At 35.5% G+C, this 16,678-nt stretch carries 13 protein-coding genes, 1 other RNA gene and 1 pseudogene; all 15 read right to left on the reverse strand.

All coding sequences use genetic code 11. The features are described from left to right. Positions 1–468: 468 nt before the first annotated feature. Complete coding sequence (locus P700755_RS01210) at positions 469–774, reverse strand: GIY-YIG nuclease family protein (protein WP_015022929.1); 306 nt, start codon at positions 772–774, stop codon at positions 469–471. Positions 775–2,114: 1,340 nt separating this feature from the next. After that, the gene (locus P700755_RS01215; RefSeq protein WP_041758554.1) at positions 2,115–3,257 is read right to left on the reverse strand and encodes a TonB-dependent receptor; all 1,143 of its coding nucleotides are present in this window, start codon (positions 3,255–3,257) and stop codon (positions 2,115–2,117) included. 91 nt (positions 3,258–3,348) lie between these two features. Beyond that, entirely contained in the window at positions 3,349–4,005 is a 657-nt protein-coding gene (locus P700755_RS01220) for a hypothetical protein (protein ID WP_015022931.1), read from the reverse strand. Then, the gene (locus P700755_RS01225) at positions 3,992–4,555 is read right to left on the reverse strand and encodes an RNA polymerase sigma factor (protein WP_015022932.1); all 564 of its coding nucleotides are present in this window, start codon (positions 4,553–4,555) and stop codon (positions 3,992–3,994) included. Before P700755_RS01225 ends, P700755_RS01220 begins: the two co-directional genes overlap by 14 nt. Before the next feature lie 363 nt (positions 4,556–4,918). Next, positions 4,919–5,698, reverse strand: coding sequence for an erythromycin esterase family protein (locus tag P700755_RS01230; protein ID WP_015022933.1), 780 nt, complete (start codon positions 5,696–5,698; stop codon positions 4,919–4,921). A 700-nt stretch (positions 5,699–6,398) separates the two neighbouring features. After that, positions 6,399–6,716: RNase P RNA component class A (gene rnpB, locus P700755_RS18930), an RNA gene on the reverse strand. 149 nt (positions 6,717–6,865) lie between these two features. Continuing rightward, positions 6,866–7,198, reverse strand: a pseudogene (locus P700755_RS20520) (type II toxin-antitoxin system PemK/MazF family toxin). After that, positions 7,188–7,418: a hypothetical protein gene (locus P700755_RS01240; protein ID WP_015022935.1), complete on the reverse strand. Its 231-nt coding sequence runs from the start codon at positions 7,416–7,418 to the stop codon at positions 7,188–7,190. Before P700755_RS01240 ends, P700755_RS20520 begins: the two are co-directional and overlap by 11 nt. Positions 7,419–7,577: 159 nt before the next feature. Next, positions 7,578–8,486 (reverse strand): SMP-30/gluconolactonase/LRE family protein, encoded by a 909-nt coding sequence (locus P700755_RS01245; protein WP_015022936.1) that lies wholly within the window; start codon positions 8,484–8,486, stop codon positions 7,578–7,580. Positions 8,487–8,594: 108 nt separating this feature from the next. After that, positions 8,595–9,515 carry a glycerophosphodiester phosphodiesterase gene (locus P700755_RS01250; RefSeq protein ID WP_015022937.1) on the reverse strand — a complete coding sequence of 307 codons (921 nt, stop codon included), beginning with the start codon at positions 9,513–9,515 and terminating at the stop codon, positions 8,595–8,597. Beyond that, positions 9,515–10,471 (reverse strand): alpha/beta hydrolase, encoded by a 957-nt coding sequence (locus tag P700755_RS01255; protein ID WP_015022938.1) that lies wholly within the window; start codon positions 10,469–10,471, stop codon positions 9,515–9,517. The genes P700755_RS01250 and P700755_RS01255 overlap by 1 nt, the downstream gene beginning before the upstream one ends. Before the next feature lie 307 nt (positions 10,472–10,778). Then, the gene (locus P700755_RS01260; RefSeq protein ID WP_015022939.1) at positions 10,779–11,672 is read right to left on the reverse strand and encodes an IS1595-like element ISPto10 family transposase; all 894 of its coding nucleotides are present in this window, start codon (positions 11,670–11,672) and stop codon (positions 10,779–10,781) included. A gap of 377 nt (positions 11,673–12,049) precedes the next feature. Next, positions 12,050–13,975 (reverse strand): glucosamine-6-phosphate deaminase, encoded by a 1,926-nt coding sequence (gene nagB, locus P700755_RS01265; RefSeq protein ID WP_015022940.1) that lies wholly within the window; start codon positions 13,973–13,975, stop codon positions 12,050–12,052. Positions 13,976–14,282: 307 nt separating this feature from the next. Further along, positions 14,283–15,128: an N-acetylmuramic acid 6-phosphate etherase gene (gene murQ / locus P700755_RS01270; RefSeq protein WP_015022941.1), complete on the reverse strand. Its 846-nt coding sequence runs from the start codon at positions 15,126–15,128 to the stop codon at positions 14,283–14,285. Next, positions 15,128–16,579, reverse strand: a complete 1,452-nt coding sequence (locus tag P700755_RS01275; RefSeq protein ID WP_015022942.1) for a sodium:solute symporter — start codon at positions 16,577–16,579, stop codon at positions 15,128–15,130. Before P700755_RS01275 ends, murQ begins: the two co-directional genes overlap by 1 nt. Positions 16,580–16,678: the final 99 nt, after the last annotated feature.

Here is a 16,678-nt window from a genome sequence, read left to right on the forward strand (position 1 = left end):
GTCATTTTGAAGGACCCATTTGGCGATTGAAGAATCCCATTTTCTAAACATAAAGATTCCTTGTTGAAACAAAAAGATTCTTCGTCGAAGCAAAAAACTTCTCTGTTGGAATGACAAAAGATTCCTCGTCGAAGAAAAAAATACTTCTCTGTCGGAATGACAAGTAGATTCCTCGTCAAAGCAAAAAACTTCTCTGTCGGAATGACAACGAGATTCCTCGTCGAAGTAAAAACTTCTCCTTCGGAATGACAACACGCTGCTGTCATTCTGAAGGAGCTTTTCGCGACTGAAGAATCTTTACCTATCGAAAACAAAAAGATTCCTCGTCGAAGCAAAAACAGCTTCTCTGTCGGAATGACAAACAGATTCCTCGTCGAAGTAAAAAACTTCTCTGTCGGAATGACAACGAGCCATTGTCATTCTGAAGGAGCTTTTGACGACTGAAGAATCTTTCCTTTTGAAAGTGGATTAAATCTTATCGTTCAAAAACTCCCACTCTGGATTAATATTATTAATTAATGTTTCTTTTTTTGATCTACGATACCCTTTAATTTGCTTTTCCCTAGCAATTGCTTGATTAATATCATAAAAATGTTTGTAATAAATCAAAAAATAACATTTGTATTTGGTAGTAAACGCTTTTGAAAGTGCGTTTGGATTTATATGGTAGTAAAGCCTTGCTTGCAAGTCGTTTGTAACACCTGTATAAAGCACCCTTTTGTTTTTATTTGTAAGGATATAAACGTAATAATTGTGTGTCCCAAGTGTTTTCATTTTACTGACTTATAGAAACAAGTTTATCTAAAGTAATGAAAAGATTCCTCGTCGAAGTAAAAGACTTCTCTGTCGGAATGACAAAAGATTCATTCTAGCATCGGAATGACAAAATGCTACTGTCATTCTGAAGGAGCTTTTCGCGACTGAAGAATCTCTTTCTATCTAAATCATAAAGGTTCCTTGTTGGAATAAAAGATTCCTCGTCGAAGCAAAAAACTTCTCTATCGGAATGACAACACGCCGCTGTCATTCTGAAAGAGCTTTTCGCGACTGAAGAATCTTTGACTGTCGAAAACAAAAAGATTCCTCGTCGAAGCAAAAAAACTTCTCTGTCGGAATGACAAAACGCCGCTGTCATTCTGAAGGAGCTTTTCGCGACTGAAGAATCTTTGACTGTCGAAAACAAAGAGATTCCTCGTCGAAGCAAAAACAGCTTCTCTATCGGAATGGCATGTCGCAAGTGTCATTCTGAAGGAGCATTTTGCGACTGAAGAATCTATCCCTATCTTAAGCATAAAGATTCCTCGTCAAAGTAAAAAACTTCTCTGTCGGAATGACAACGAGATTCCTCGTCAAAGTAAAAAACTTCTCTGCCGGAATGACAACACGTCGCTGTCATTCTGAAAGAGCTTTTTCGCGACTGAAGAATCTTTACTCGTCGAAAACAAAGAGATTTCTCGTCGAAGTAAAAAACTTCTCCTTCGGAATGACAACACGCTGCTGTCATTCTGAAGGAGAAGTTTAGCGACTGAAGAATCTCTTTCTATCTAAAGCATAAAGGTTCCCTGTCGGAATGACAAAGAGATTCCTCGTCGAAGTAAAAAACTTCTCTGTCGGAATGACAAAGAGATTCCTCGTCAAAGCAAAACAGCTTCTCTGTCGGAATGACATTTCGAAAGTGTCATTCTGAAGGAGCTTTTCCCGACTGAAGAATCTTTACTTGTCGAAAACAAAGAGATTCCTCGTCGAAGCAAAAAACTTCTCTGTCGGAATGACAAAGAGATTCCTCGTCGAAGTAAAAAACTTCTCTGTCGGAATGACAACTGGATTCCTCGTCGAAGCAAAAAACTTCTCTGTCGGAATGACAACTGGATTCCTCGTCAAAGTAAAAAACTTCTCTGTCGGAATGAGAAAGAGATTCCTCGTCGAAGAAAAAAAACTTCTCTGTCGGAATGACAACACGCTGCTGTCATTCTGAAGGAGCATTTTGCGACTGAAGAATCTTTCCTTTTCGAAAAGCATATAGATTCCTCGTCGAAGAAAAAAGCTTCTCTGTCGGAATGACAAAAAGAATCCTCTACCATTGTCATGGTAAAGGATTCTCTTTGTTATTAACCTTAATTCTGATGTCTTCTATCCATAAGCAACCTAACGCCTATTTGGAAGTTGTTTAGATCTGTTACATTATTGGTGAAAATAGGATTTAAATTATATTGAGCAAAGATCGCGACCGTCTCCCAACCTACGAAAGCACTCAAACCGTATAACAAATTATTGGTGTTGAAATCGTCACGCTGCTTAAGTTTTTCATCTCTACGTCCATCATCAAATTTCAGTTTTTGAGTGTTCAGCAAGTTGATCCCAACAAAGCCTCCGAGACCCACCTTAAAGTCCTGGTCTGTAAATCGTTTATTTCCATTGTCTAAGACTGTAGTTTTAGAATTACCAAATTGAAGGTGAACGGGAAGGATCAAATTGTCCATTCTGAATTTGGCTTTTTCCAGATCAAACTCAAAAGGTTCCAACACAGTTTGTTCACCATTTGCAACAAAAATCGTATTGTTCTTAGGCTTTAAGCCATTAAACTGAAAGGAAACTCCATAATTGATACGTAGAAAGTTACTTTCTTTAAATAATCGAGTACTCCATTCGTAACCAATTTCAAAACTACGGCTTCCCCCAAATTTAAATGACGTATTATCTATACTTCCTCCGTCCAACACTGCATTATTAAAAGAAATACTAATAAATAACTCACTTAAAGTTCTCGGTGAATAAGGCAGGTCTCTCTCATTTAATGGCTTACGCTTATTTTTCTCTTTGGGTGAATTTTTAAAAAAATTAAAATCAAAATTAAATTTTGAAGGATTCAACCCCATCTCATTGATGACCAATAGATAAGAATCGTAATCTCCAAACTGGTCTATCTCCACCTCTCCATATTTTTCTTTTTGAAATGATGCCCAGTCAAACACTAAATTTTGTGCATCTGCTATGGTCTTTGCCGTTTGTTCTGCTGCCAAAATTTTAAGGTCTTGCGCCTCATCTGGCGAGAGATTACCCTCTTCCAATCTGGTATTGAGGTCTTTGACTTTGGTTTTTAAAAAGCTTTTCTCTTCGGTTTCTACTCTATTGAGGAGCTGCTTCAATCCAATGGTTTCTTCTTCAGAAAAGGCGGAGAAATCGCGATCTTGAGCTTGCAATTGTAAACAGAACAAGCTGGACATAAGCGCTATAATTAAAGTGATTTTTGCTAACATAATTTTAAGTTTTTGGGGATTAATTTGAGTCATATATAAGTCGATATGCTTTTAAAAGATTGGCGCCAACATATATACGGGTATTCGAAAGTTATCGTGTTCCTAGACTGGTTTTGAGTTCTTTAAAGTTCACTTCTATCAACTTCCAAATTTTGTCTCTCAAGGATGTATTATCCTGTAAGTCAACTTCAGCCAAAAGAGATTCTGCTGTTATCTTTGTCATAAGATCTCTATCGGTTTTATTGGAAAGCTTTGCTCTAGCTTGTGCCAGTAAAAGTTCAGTTTCATCTAAATTTTTCTGACTAAAGCGTTCAGCCTCTAACTCTTGCTCTATTTCGGCAAGCAAAGACGTAGCTTTTGTTGTAATAGAAGATGGCTGCTGATCCAACTCAAATTTTGGGATTTTTATAGGTAATGAAGGCTGAGAAAAATCAAATTGTATGTCTTGAATCCCATGGGGTTGGAGCTGACTCAAACTTTCTATAGGGGGTCTAAGGGTCTCACTTGTGGATTCCTTTTCTGCTGAATTTACCACCGATGGCACAGAGGTCGTCGACAAATATAAAGGGGAAAGTAAAACTAAAAGCCCGATAAACCCAGCGGCAATACCGCTCCATAACCAAAGGCTTTTAGTCTTGCTCGTCTTAGAAGTGGCTAATTCTCCTGTGATTTTTCCCCAGGCTTCGTCAGTAGGTTGGATTTCCCGCTGATCGAATTTATGTTGTAGGTCGTGTTTAAACTTGTCCATGAGAGGAAGATCTTAAGGTTTCTAATTTTGTTTTGAGGAGTCGTTTAGCTTTAAACAACTGTGATCTGGAGGTCGCTTCAGAAATACGAAGGGTTTTTGCTATGGCTTTATGCGTATAATCGTCTATGACATGCATGGTAAAAACCACTTTATAGCCTTCTGGCAATTCATCAATAAGGCCTTGTAATTCTTCTACAGACCATTCGTTTATACTTGGCATCTCAACAGTTTCAAACTGTTCTACCACATCCGTAGAAAACTCGATGCGCTTTTTCTGTCTTAAAAAATCGATAGCCGTGGTCACCATAATCCGACGGACCCACCCTTCAAAACTGCCTTTATTTTCGTACTGCTTTAGATTTTTAAATACTTTTACAAAAGCCGTAGACATGACATCTTCAGCATGATGGAAATCTGAAATGTAAATCCTACACACCGATAGCATTTTGGGAGCGAATCGCTTGTAAAGGCGATACTGTGCCTTTTGGCTATGCTGCTGAGCATCTTGGATGTCTCGCTCTAAATCTCTATGTAAGTTTATCAGTTTCATAGGTTTCAATGGGGGGTCTATAAGTAAAGACGATCAAAAAGCCTTTAGCGTTGCCTGGAGATTGGATTTTTTAGGATTTATGTTTAAACTCCATTCTCACCAAGCTTCCGTTTCAACACAATCCCGGTCATTTTTGTTAAGCCCTATTGGCATTATACTAATTTAGACCTATAATATCGCAATAAATCGTTTTACCGATACTAATTCGGCACAGGCTTTTTTCGCCTGCTTTTTATCAAAAATAATTACTGTAACTAACGCAATGCTAATTATTTTTAATTTCAATAAATCAAAAAACCTGTGCTGAGCTACGTCGTAGTATAATTCAATTTATTCATACGACATTATAGATTTAATTTGGTATTAGTTTTTTATCTCTTGGAAATAAACTAGATAATCAAATTGATTATCATTTTTTAATTTCATTATACCCGATGAAATTCCATGATTTCTAATTGTTAATTTTCCGATATCTTTGGTTTCAATGAAGTTTATGTTTTTGTTTGCATTAAAAGTGATTTTGTTGGCAATCCAATTGCTCTTTTTTAGTGGAGAGAAATCATTACTAAGCGTTTTTTTCTTAAAATCAAGTCCTATAGCAAGATATTCCGATTTGAAATTTTCGTACAAGTGGTATCCAATTGGTTTGAACCATAATGATTTGGACTTATCAATATGTCTATTGTGAGCCCACATTAAAACTGGCTTTGTTTTATTTTTAATTATTTCTTTGATAATAATAGCCCTATTTCTATCGCTAACATTAAGAAAGTTTAATGGATTTGAGTTTCCATATTCCCAAGCGTGATTTAATGAAAGTAAATCCATATGAATGTCTTTGTCAAGGGAAACTTCCTTTTCAAATAATTCATTCATTTTTTTAAGTGTATGTTCCGTTAAGTCTTGATCATCTTTGTTGAGCTTTTTTAAATTATAGCCTTTTTGAAGGAATATTTTAAAAAGTAATTTAAGACCTTCGTTTGAAAGTTTAGTTTTTAATTCAGGTTGGTGATTATTTATGAAGCTTAAAACTTCTTTCATTGCACAAGAACCGCATTGAGAATCAAATCCGATAAATTTAATTTTATCTGCTTTTGATTTATCTCTATTAAAATTTTTAGACCATTCAATAAATTCTTTCATAGTATTATACCAAATTAGACCTATAATGACGCAATAAATCGTTTCTTTTTCGCCTGCTTTTCATCAAAAATAATTACCGTAGCTAAGGCTATGCTACTTATTTTTGATTTCAATCAATCAAAAAATAATTCAATTTATTCATACGGCATTATAAATATAATTTGGTATTACTTCGCCAAACCCCATAGAGATTTTCCTTCATCAAAATGTCTATGTCAGTAGTTTGTAGTTCGCCAGAGATATATCTATTGATTTGCTTAGAATTTGAAAAATCATTTTCAAGCATAAAAGTTGTTATAATATCATTTTCAACTAATTCTTTAAAAAAATTGATATTCCATTCTGCAAAATCCTTGATAGCGTAAATAGAAGCTCCTACTACAATTATTTTTTTGTTTTGTAAGTTTTCAAACTTGTCAATAAAAGTATTTTGCGCATTTAAAATTGATGTGAAACAAAAAAAAACAATATGATTAATGTTTTTCTTTTCATTTTTACATTTTAAAATTAATGTTAATAGGTTTCAGTGGGATGTCTATAAGTATAGACAATCAAAAAACCTTTAGCGTTGCCTGGAGATTGGATTTTTTAGGATTTATTTTTAAACTATCTTATAACCAAGCATCCAATCCTAGGCTATACAAAGCATAAGATCTTATCTTGATCCAATAAAGATATCTAAAATAAATTCAGAAAAAATAAAAAAAGCAGGTCTATAAGCCGGGTTCTGTCATTCAATGGAAATTGAATGCCCTATCATTTATCTAGGATTTTCGTTACCAAAAACCTCCATCTGTTTACCCTCCAAGATTGGGCGCACAACCCTCGAGCCTTGGTTTACATAACATTTCACCACATAGAGTTTACCGATTTCACTACAGCCGTACTGTACTTGCTTTCTGTTGCACTGGTCCTTTCATGCCTAGGGCATGACGACGGGTGTTACCCGCTATGTTTGTGCTATGGTGTCCGGACTTTCCTCCTTGTTCTGAACTTGATTCAGAATCGATTAAACTTTGAAACAAAATTTAACTAGATGCCGAAACGAGTTCTGCACACGGCGATAAGGCGACCTGCAGTGCAAAAGTAAGGCTATTTCTGGAAGTATAGTGTAATGGAGAGTCTTCTTATTGGACAAAATTGAGATAAATTTTTAATCTATATCCATTACAATCTTGATGTTTTTTTTACCAATTCCGATAGGTCTTCTGGTAAGTATCCTATTTTTTTGGTAAGTCTTTTATTATCTATAGCGCGCATTTGATCTATCATGATGTCACAGGATTGATGAACATTGACCTGCCCTTTTTTAATATGAACTCTCAATATGTCAGGGCTTTTCTTAACATTTGTGGTTATGGGACAGATCAATGTTGAAGGATGCGGAATTTTATTGAGTAAATCGGTTTAAATGACTAGAACTGGTCGTGTTTTCTCGGGTTCGGTTCCGAGTTGGGGATTCAAATCAGCAATCCAAATTTTAAATTGCTTAATCTGCATTTTCAATATTTTCAAATTCTTTGAGGACAGACATAGAGTCTTCTTGAACAAGCTCTGATTCTTTCTTTAGTTTTTCCTCCATGATTTGCTTACGCTGCAATTTATTATAAAAATCTAGAGCCTCATTAATATACCGATGACGTGGTTTTTTTATTCTAGCGAGAATCTTTTCGGTTTCACCGAAAATAGATTCATCTATTTTAAGAGATATAGTTTTCATTATTAAATCATATACTATAAAGTTACATACTTTTAGCCTATGATAAAAGCATATGTTGCATTTATGACTTGAATCCAGCTATAAATTGACTTGTAGACAAATATAAAGGTAGAATAGTTAAATGACACAATTGTCCCATTACAGAACTTTTCTTTTAAATTAATTTACCCCCCTTTTATTCAGTACAACTCTATAGAGAGATGTTCTAGCGGTGATATATAGTTGGTTTCTTTCTTTTCCTCCAAAACTCACATTAGAGGGTTGTTCTGGGACTTTTATGGTTTTTAATAATTCACCTTGGGGTGAAAAAATATCCACTTGTGGTTTCCCACTCGTCGTAAGATATACATTCCCTTGCTTATCTATGGTCATTCCATCGCCACCAAATTCAACAAACAGCTTTTTATGGGATAGCTTGCCGCTGTTTTCGATAGTATATTGATACGTTTTTTCAGCTCCTGGGTCGGTGATGTAAAGGGTTTTACCATCGGGTGTTCCTATTAGCCCATTGGGTTTTATAAGATCTTCCGTCACACGACTAACAGAATTATTATCAGAACTGATATAGTAAACTTGCATACTCCCTTGAGGAAGTTGATGTTGATCATTTCCATATTTGGGATCTGTAAAATAAGCTCCGCCTTTTGGATTGATCCAAATATCATTGGTTCGATTAAATTCCTTTTCGTTGTATTGAGTGGCTATTGGGGTATACTCTCCCTCTAGACTTGTCCTTGTGATTCTTAACTTTCCACCCTCACAGGCCCATAAATTCTGATCTTCGTCAAAATAAAGTCCGTTGGCTCCATTACTCTCTTCTCTATAAATCTTTAGACTATCTTCTAGTGTCCAGATATATATCTTATAGTCTGGAATATCAGTAAAATAGACATTCCCATAAACATCAGCCGCTGGGCCTTCAGTAAATTTGAATTCACCAGCTAGTTTTTCTAACTCTTTAAGAATCGTTATTTCAAATTTACTTTCTTTGACTTGACGCTTTTCTTTAGTTTTCGTTCCACAAGAGAAGAGTGCAAAAGCGATTAAAAAACATCCGATAGTTTTCATGAGGTTTAGATTTTGTGTTTTAAAAATTTCAAAGTGTCATTCACATTATTATTAGTCACCTCAAAAAAAGTTGGCGAAAAAGTTTAAAAAGGATTCAAGACCAAGTTACTATTTTTTATTACTAATCCCTTTTTTGAACTTTAAAGCTCTATCAGGATAATCGGTAATGAGTCCGTCTACTCCTAGTTTTAATAGGCTTTTCATCTGTTCTGGCTCATTGACAGTCCAGGGAATCAATTTCATCCCTTTAGAATGCACAGTTTCCACCATACTTTTATTCACTAAAGGAAAATAAGGACTATAAATCTCTGGTACAAATCCCAATTGCTCTAAAGCCGTATCTAAATCGATTTCATAGACCAAAACAGCTAGACTAACCTCTGGATGGGAGTGGTGTAATTCTTTTAAAATCCTGAAGTCAAAACTTTGTAAATTCACTCTTGTCATGTTGGTTTCTTGCTGAAGAAGATCCATGACCAGATTTACAAACACTTGTGGTTTTGGATGATAAAGTTCATCCCCTTCTGATGAGCTTTTTAGTTCGATATTGAAGTTGATCTTCTTACCGTGATTTTTGCTAATGCTATCTGCCATATGTAACACCTCTATGAGAAGGGGTTTGTAAGCGGTCTCCAACTGCTGTTCTGGAAATACTGGATTATATTTACTTCCGCAGTCGTAAGTCAATACCTCTTCGTAGGTCATTTGATAGATATTGTAGTCCTTTTCACTTTTTTTAGTCATAGAATTGCCATCAGGACCTAAACAGATATCGGCATTCATCCAAGGCTCATGAGACACGACTATTTGATTGTCTTTAGTCACTACCACGTCCAACTCCAACGTATTAACTCCAAGTTCCAACGCCTTTTGAAAGGCGTGTAAGGTATTTTCAGGAGCTAAACCTCTAGCTCCGCGATGGCCTTGTAAATCGAAAGTATGTGTTGATAATTTTGAAATGGTTTTGTCTTTAGTGGTTTGAGCTGTTAATGAGGGAAACGCTAATATAAAAACAAATAGATATTTCATCAGTTCTGGATTTGAGATTTAATAAATTTTTCACTAGCATCAAGCACCGACATCCAATCCTTGGACCTCAGGTCACTCGCAATAACGTGATTTCCTGTTTCAGGAAAAGCTTGCTTTTGTTTCTGGGAGTCTAAAGTTCCCAGCTGATTGTACATATCCAACATAGCTGGAACCGAAACAACTTGATCTTGCTCCTTCTCATTTTTATAGTAGTACGCCATAAAAACCGGACACTCAACTGCCTTAAAGGTCTCTAGTGTCATCGTTTGTTGAAGCATACCAATTAAGGCTACATAAGCATTAATATGGTATTGTGTGGACCAGAACTTATTCTCAGATTCAGAGCGATCTATTTTTTGGACTTCACCACCAATCATAGATTTAAACAGTTCACGACCTTCTGGAGTGGTTATTTGATTCATCATAGGATTTTTAAGACCTACAAAGGGAGAATACAAGATTAAGCCTGCAAGATCTTTATAGTGGGAAGCTAAATATAAACTTAGTGTACCTCCAGTAGATGTACTGATGAGAACTACTTTTTTACCAAGTAGTCGACCAATATCTAAAGCCTCTTTAGCTGATACTAAGTATGTCTCTTTGGTGAGTTCTTTAAAGCCTTGGGTTCCACTTCTCCCATGACCTTTGAGTCTGGCGTAATAAACGTTTGCCTTAAACGTTTTAGACAACTTGGAAATCACTGGTTCTGCCTCCATCCTACTCGCTCCAAAACCGTGGAGGTAAACGAAAGCAAGATCTGTTTGCTTATTTGGTTGATCTGCCCACGAAATCATAGCATTGTTATCCTTCTTTAAGTCATCTACCGATGCTTCCTTCTCTTGAAGCCATTGGTTTACGGAATCTAAAGTATAAGGGACACTCGACTGGGCTTGAAGCTGGAGGCTTAAAAGGGATAGTAAGATAAATCTAATAAGCATATTCATTTTCATAATCATTTTAGTAAGTTTTAGATAAAGATACTACACATTTTGACTTAGAATCTTACTGAAAATTGAACTCCATAAAACCGTGGAGGTCCAGCGATAAATGTTGGTATTCCAAAAGCCTGACCAGTATTTCCTGCATCTATGATAATACCAATTTAGTTTTTAAAAATTGTATTAAAAATTTGAATTATACTTCGACGCAGCTCAGCACAGGTTTTTTATTTAGTTGAGGAAAAAATATAAGCATAGCACTAGTTACGGTTCTATTTTACGACGATTAATAAGTAAAAAGGAAACTGATTTTAGAGGTAGCTACTTAAGTACATATTAATTTGGATTGATATAATTTCGGTTTTTGCATCATTCTAGAAACAAGGTTATGAAAGATGGTTTTCTTACTTCTAGACCTATTCAATCGATAACAAAATTCATCAAAATATCCACTAATATGGAAAGAACTTACATATGAATAGGTAGTTCTAATCCACGATTTGATTTGATGAATCATAGTGTGTAATATTTTGAAGTTTTTCCCAGAATTACTAGGTATCTGTTCGATATTATATTCTTTAGCTATAGGTCTATATCCGCGCCACAAATCCGTGTTGATACTTGCCGTTTTTGAGATATGCTTATCAAATATTGGACGCAATTCTTTAGCAGAAAAGTCATTTATTTGATTCACGTACATTCTTTTCACTTTTCCATTTTCTGTTAGTTCAAGGGCTACTACAGCTTTTTTTTTCTTGGTATTATAGCTTCTCCCAACCTTACCATCTTCTTTTCCACCTACCACAAATTCATCTACCTCAACGCGATTCATCATTGGAAAGTTCTCACTAGACTTCATAGCATCACGAACCTTGTACATGAACATTCGGGCAGTATAAGGTGTAACTCCTACTCGTTTTGCCAAATAACTTGCTGATAAACTACGAGTAGTCGTTGCCATTTCAAAACAGATGATAAAAGCCTTATCTAATCCAAATTTTACTTTATGAAAAAGCGTGTTTGCAGATGCTGATTCTGTATGACTACATTTATTACAGGTACGATCATAATTGGAACGAATTTGACAAGCACTATGACTACATTTTACACATTTGAAACCATTTTCCCATTTTATTTCTGATAGGTATTCCTTACAAGAAAGCACAGAATTGAACCGAACATAAAACTCTTGGGCATTTTGCCCTTCAAAATTAATCATACAACTCTTATTTTATTCACATTCAAGATACAAAAAACTATGAAACTAAATAGCTACCTCTAACTGATTTTATACAACATTTGAATGCTAATTTAATATTAACCTCTTATGGTCACTTTAAAGTATCTACCTCCTGATCTATCACAAATTACCACTACAGCTACTTTTTCATCAATTATGCCTGCTCGCTTTTTTGGTTTTCTACCTAAATGACATCCCTCTTTTTCTGAGTAGACAAAAAAATTTACCGCTTGCGACTATGACCTCAAATCTAAAGGGATCATATCTATATGGTTCTGTATTATAATATAAGACATATTCATCCTAGAACACAGCTACATCTTATTAGAAAATCGTGAATCTTAATCTTTAATAGTCTAATTTTCAAATTTCCATCTCACAAACGCCTCCATGGCCTCATAGTTTGCAAGACCCAGTTTATTGTAATTAACAGCGGTTTCTCGGTTCCTCTCTTCCGCTCTTATCCAAAATTCCCGCTCGTCATCACCTGGGAAAACAGGGTGATCTTTCTGGGACTGGTGCTGGAAAATTGCGTTTCGTTTCTTATTTACTTCCATCGGAGAAAGTGGGACAGCCATTTCAATCTCATGGGTTTCAAATTCATCCCAAGCTCCACGGTACATCCACAGCCAACACTCTTTTGCCCATTCTTCAGTCTTCCGAAGTTGTTTTAACGCTTCTAAAATTATTTTAAAACAAACTTTATGGGTTCCATGTGGATCATCAAAATCCCCTGCCGAAAACACCTGATGCGGTTTAATTTTTTGTAATAACTTAGTTGTTAATTGTACATCAATTTCCTTGAATGGATTCTTTTCGGTCTTACCTGTTTCATAAAACGGCAATGTCATAAAATGGATATTTGAATCTTCTAGCCCTGCGTATCTAGCTCCTGCGTAAGCTTCCGATTTTCTAATAAAGGCCTTCACATCTCTAATTTTTTCGAGATCTATTTCATTGGGTTTTTTTATTTTTAGGAAAGTTCGCATATTTTCATAGATGCGCTCAAGAACCGTGGTTTCCTGCCCTATACTTTTATTGAAATCAATTGCAAATTCTACATATCTTAGCACGTCTGTATCCCAAACTGCGGTATTACCAGAAGTTTGATAAGCGACATGGACGTCGTGTCCTTGGTCAACAAGCCTTATGAATGTTCCTCCCATTGAAATCACATCATCATCTGGATGCGGGGAGAAAATTATAGAACGTTTTCTTGCTGGTTCAGCTCTTTCAGGCCTTTGAGAATCATCTGCATTGGGTTTTCCGCCGGGCCATCCTGTAATACTGTGCTGTAACTGATTAAAAACACTAATGTTGATATTGTATGCCGGTCCCTGTTCTGTTACCAGTTGTGCCATTCCATTGTTGTTGTAATCTTCATCTGTAATCTTCAAAATGGGTTTTCCTACTTCCGAAGACAACCAAATAAGTGCTTTTTTGATTAGATTATCATCCCAAATACAGTCTTTTACTAGCCAAGGAGTATTGAACCTCGTTAACTCTGAAGCTGCATCTTTATCGAGAACAAATTTTACGTTATCTGAAAGTTGTAAATAAGTTGCCGGTACATTTCCAGTGATCTCACCCTCCACAGCTTTCATAATAATAGAAGATTTTCTCTTGCCCCAAGCAATCAAGATGATCTCTTTAGCTTTGAAAATCGTTCCAATTCCCATAGTGATCGCTTTTGTGGGAACGTTTTCCTTCCCTCCAAAATCGCGAGAGGCATCCCTTCTAGTAAGGTCGTCGAGAGTTACTAACCTAGTTCCTGAATTTGGTGCCGATCCCGGCTCGTTAAATCCTATATGACCTGTTCTACCAATACCCAGAATTTGGATATCCAGGCCACCATATTCGCCAATTTTATGTTCATATTTAATACAAAAATCAGCAATATCTTCTTTTTTTAAAGTCCCATTAGGTATATAAATATTTTCCCTTTTTATATCTATATGGTTGAACAAATGCTCGTCCATAAATGAGACATAGCTTTGCTTTGCATCAGGTTGCATAGGATAGTATTCATCTAAATTGAAGGTGACTACATTCTGAAAACTCAATCCTTCATTTTTATACATATTTACTAAGTTTTCGTAAACTCTAACTGGTGTTGCACCTGTAGCTAGGCCTAAAACGGCTATTTCACCCTTGGCTTGCTTATCTTTTATTATTTCAGCAATGTGTCGTGCAACTGTTAGTGAGGCTTCTTTTTCGGTAGCATAGACACTCACTGGTAGTTTTTCAAACCGTGTTTCTTCGAAGAAATTTAATCGTCCCATATTTTTAAAGTTTTTTCCTAATAATCCTTGTTTTATTTATTTTTAAGTTTTCAAATTTGAAATTATTGAAGACTTATACTTATATCAAGTTAAACCTATAATGTCGTATTAAATCGCTTTACCGAAACGAATTCGGCACAGGCTTTTTTCGCCTGCTTTTTATCAAAAATAATTACCGTAACTAAAGCTATGCTAATTATTTTAACTTCAATTAATCAAAAAATCTGCACTGAGTTACGTCCTAGTCTAATTCAATTTATTTATACGACATTATAAATTTAATTTAGTAATACCTATATAAGGAAAACTATTCCTTTTTTAAAGTTTGTGAACCTGAATCACGCTTATGTATTTCTAAAATTTTTCTCACGTTTTTATACTTTTTCAAGAGAACTGAAGCTGATTCTTTATCTATTCCAAGTTCTTCCATGAGTATCTTAATACCTCGAATCACCAATTTTTTATTGGATAATTGCATGTCGACCATTTTGTTTCCATGTACCCGCCCTAATTGGATCATGACGGTAGTCGAAATCATGTTTAAAGCAAGTTTCTGTGCTGTTCCGGATTTCATTCTAGTGCTACCAGTTATAAATTCAGGACCGACGATCAATTCGATTGGATAATCGACATTCATGGACAACACAGAATTTTTGTTGCATGAAATACTGCCTGTAATGACTCCGTTTTCCTTAGCTTTTAAGAGCCCACCTAATACGTAAGGCGTTGTGCCCGAGGCTGCAATTCCTAATAGTACATCTTTATCGCAGATATTGAATTTAATTAGATCTTTCCAAGCTTGTTGCATATCATCTTCAGCATTTTCTACAGCTTTTCTTAAAGCCCCATCACCACCAGCTATAATCCCTATAATCCAATCTTCTGAAACGCCAAAGGTAGGTGGACATTCGGAGGCATCTAATACTCCCAATCTTCCGCTCGTGCCTGCCCCAATGTAGAATAATCGACCTCCCAATTGCATACGGGAAACAGTCATTGTTACAAAATTATTTATGTGCGGTATGGCCTTTTCAACGGCTAGAGGAACTGATTGATCTTCCTTATTTATATTAAAAAGAAGTTCAGATATTCCCATTTTTTCAAGACCGTCATAGTTAGATGATTGCTCGGTAGTTGGTTTGGTAGTCTTCATTATGTTTTTTTAATTAGTATCAACCCCAGCATCGTTAATAAAGCATTAACAGCTATATTTATGAAACCGAAGTCAAAATGAAAAGTATTTTTGAAATACCAACTCAATATATAAGTGCATATAGGGGCAAGCAAACAGATTATCGGAACCCACTTATCTCTAATTCTTATAGTGCTGAACATTCCGAAAAGATAGAGACCTAGAAGAGGGCCGTAGGTATATCCTGCTACTTTAAAAATGAGCGAAATAATATCTCCCCGGCTATTTGAGAAGATCATTATTATTAGAAAAATAATAAATGAAAAACCTAAAAGCACCCAATTTTTTAATATTTTCTTTTCTTTACTGGACTTGTGAGACCTATCGAGAAAATCATACGTAAATGAAGTTGTCAATGCAGTTAGTGATGAATCGACGCTCGAAAACGAGGCTGCTGTAATACCCAACACAAAAAATAGACCTGCAAAAGTTCCAAGGTGGTTCAGAGCCAAATTCGGAAACAACGTATCGGTGTCCAAAAGGCTACCGTTTTCATCCATAGGCAAAGCTATACCTTGATTTTCAGCATAAATATAAAGTAAAACTCCTAATCCCATAAAAAGGAACTGTGTAATGGCTAATATAAAACTATAGGTCAAGGTGTTTTTTTGAGCATCCCATTGATTTTTGCACGTCAAAGTCTTTTGCATCATATTTTGATCTAGCCCTATCATGGCTATTGACACTAAAATACCAGCAACAAATTGCTTATAAAAATTGTTTCCTGAACTGCTGTCCCAATTGAAAACAGTAAAATATTCATGGTTTACAACCTTTTGAATGGATTCACCCAATGTTAAATTCAATGAGGTTAAAATGCTATAAATGGTTATTACCGCTCCCAATATTAGAAATGTAGTCTGCAATGTGTCAGTCCAAACAATTGTTTTAATGCCCGATTTGTTGGTATACAGCCACACCATAAACAAAATAATAATAACGGTCACGAAAAATGGAATATTAAACTTATCAAATAGTGCAAACTGAAGGATTTTAGCCGCCAACAACAACCTTAAGGCCGCACCAAAGGATTGGGAGACCAGAAAAAATAAGGATCCAGTCTTATAGGTTTTATTTCCAAACCTTTCCTGTAGATAAGAATATATAGATACTAATTGTAGTCGGTAATAAAGCGGAATCAGTACGAACGTTATGAACAAATACCCAACGACATTACCGAGTATGAATTGATAGAAAAAAAAACTGTTATTTCCTACCATTCCTGGCAATGAGACGAAGGTAACCCCTGAAAGTCCTGCTCCAACCATACCAAAAGCGACTAAAAACCATGGAGATTGTCTATCACCGGTAAAATACGTTTCGTCATTACGATTCCTAGACGCGAAATATGAAATTATCATCAAAAAGGCAAAGTAGATGGCAATTATCACTAAAACAAGTAGTGGATTCAAATTATAATGAGTTTATATTGATGATGTTCTGTATAGCATTATTTCTTTAATAATGTTTTTGTATTCAACTAGATTTTTCAAAGTGTCCAGCATTTCTAA

Source organism: Psychroflexus torquis ATCC 700755 (assembly GCF_000153485.2).
GTDB classification, from domain to species: Bacteria; Bacteroidota; Bacteroidia; order Flavobacteriales; family Flavobacteriaceae; genus Psychroflexus; species Psychroflexus torquis.

Coding starts and splice junctions, on each gene's coding strand:
- P700755_RS01240 (WP_015022935.1), bottom strand. CDS start 7,418: ATGAAAACTATATCTCTTAAAATAGATGAATCTATTTTCGGTGAAACC.
- murQ (WP_015022941.1), bottom strand. CDS start 15,128: ATGAAGACTACCAAACCAACTACCGAGCAATCATCTAACTATGACGGT.
- P700755_RS01230 (WP_015022933.1), bottom strand. CDS start 5,698: ATGAAAGAATTTATTGAATGGTCTAAAAATTTTAATAGAGATAAATCA.
- P700755_RS01210 (WP_015022929.1), bottom strand. CDS start 774: ATGAAAACACTTGGGACACACAATTATTACGTTTATATCCTTACAAAT.
- P700755_RS01260 (WP_015022939.1), bottom strand. CDS start 11,672: ATGATTAATTTTGAAGGGCAAAATGCCCAAGAGTTTTATGTTCGGTTC.
- nagB (WP_015022940.1), bottom strand. CDS start 13,975: ATGGGACGATTAAATTTCTTCGAAGAAACACGGTTTGAAAAACTACCA.
- P700755_RS01255 (WP_015022938.1), bottom strand. CDS start 10,471: ATGATTATGAAAATGAATATGCTTATTAGATTTATCTTACTATCCCTT.
- P700755_RS01250 (WP_015022937.1), bottom strand. CDS start 9,515: ATGAAATATCTATTTGTTTTTATATTAGCGTTTCCCTCATTAACAGCT.
- P700755_RS01225 (WP_015022932.1), bottom strand. CDS start 4,555: ATGAAACTGATAAACTTACATAGAGATTTAGAGCGAGACATCCAAGAT.
- P700755_RS01215 (WP_041758554.1), bottom strand. CDS start 3,257: ATGTTAGCAAAAATCACTTTAATTATAGCGCTTATGTCCAGCTTGTTC.
- P700755_RS01220 (WP_015022931.1), bottom strand. CDS start 4,005: ATGGACAAGTTTAAACACGACCTACAACATAAATTCGATCAGCGGGAA.
- P700755_RS01245 (WP_015022936.1), bottom strand. CDS start 8,486: ATGAAAACTATCGGATGTTTTTTAATCGCTTTTGCACTCTTCTCTTGT.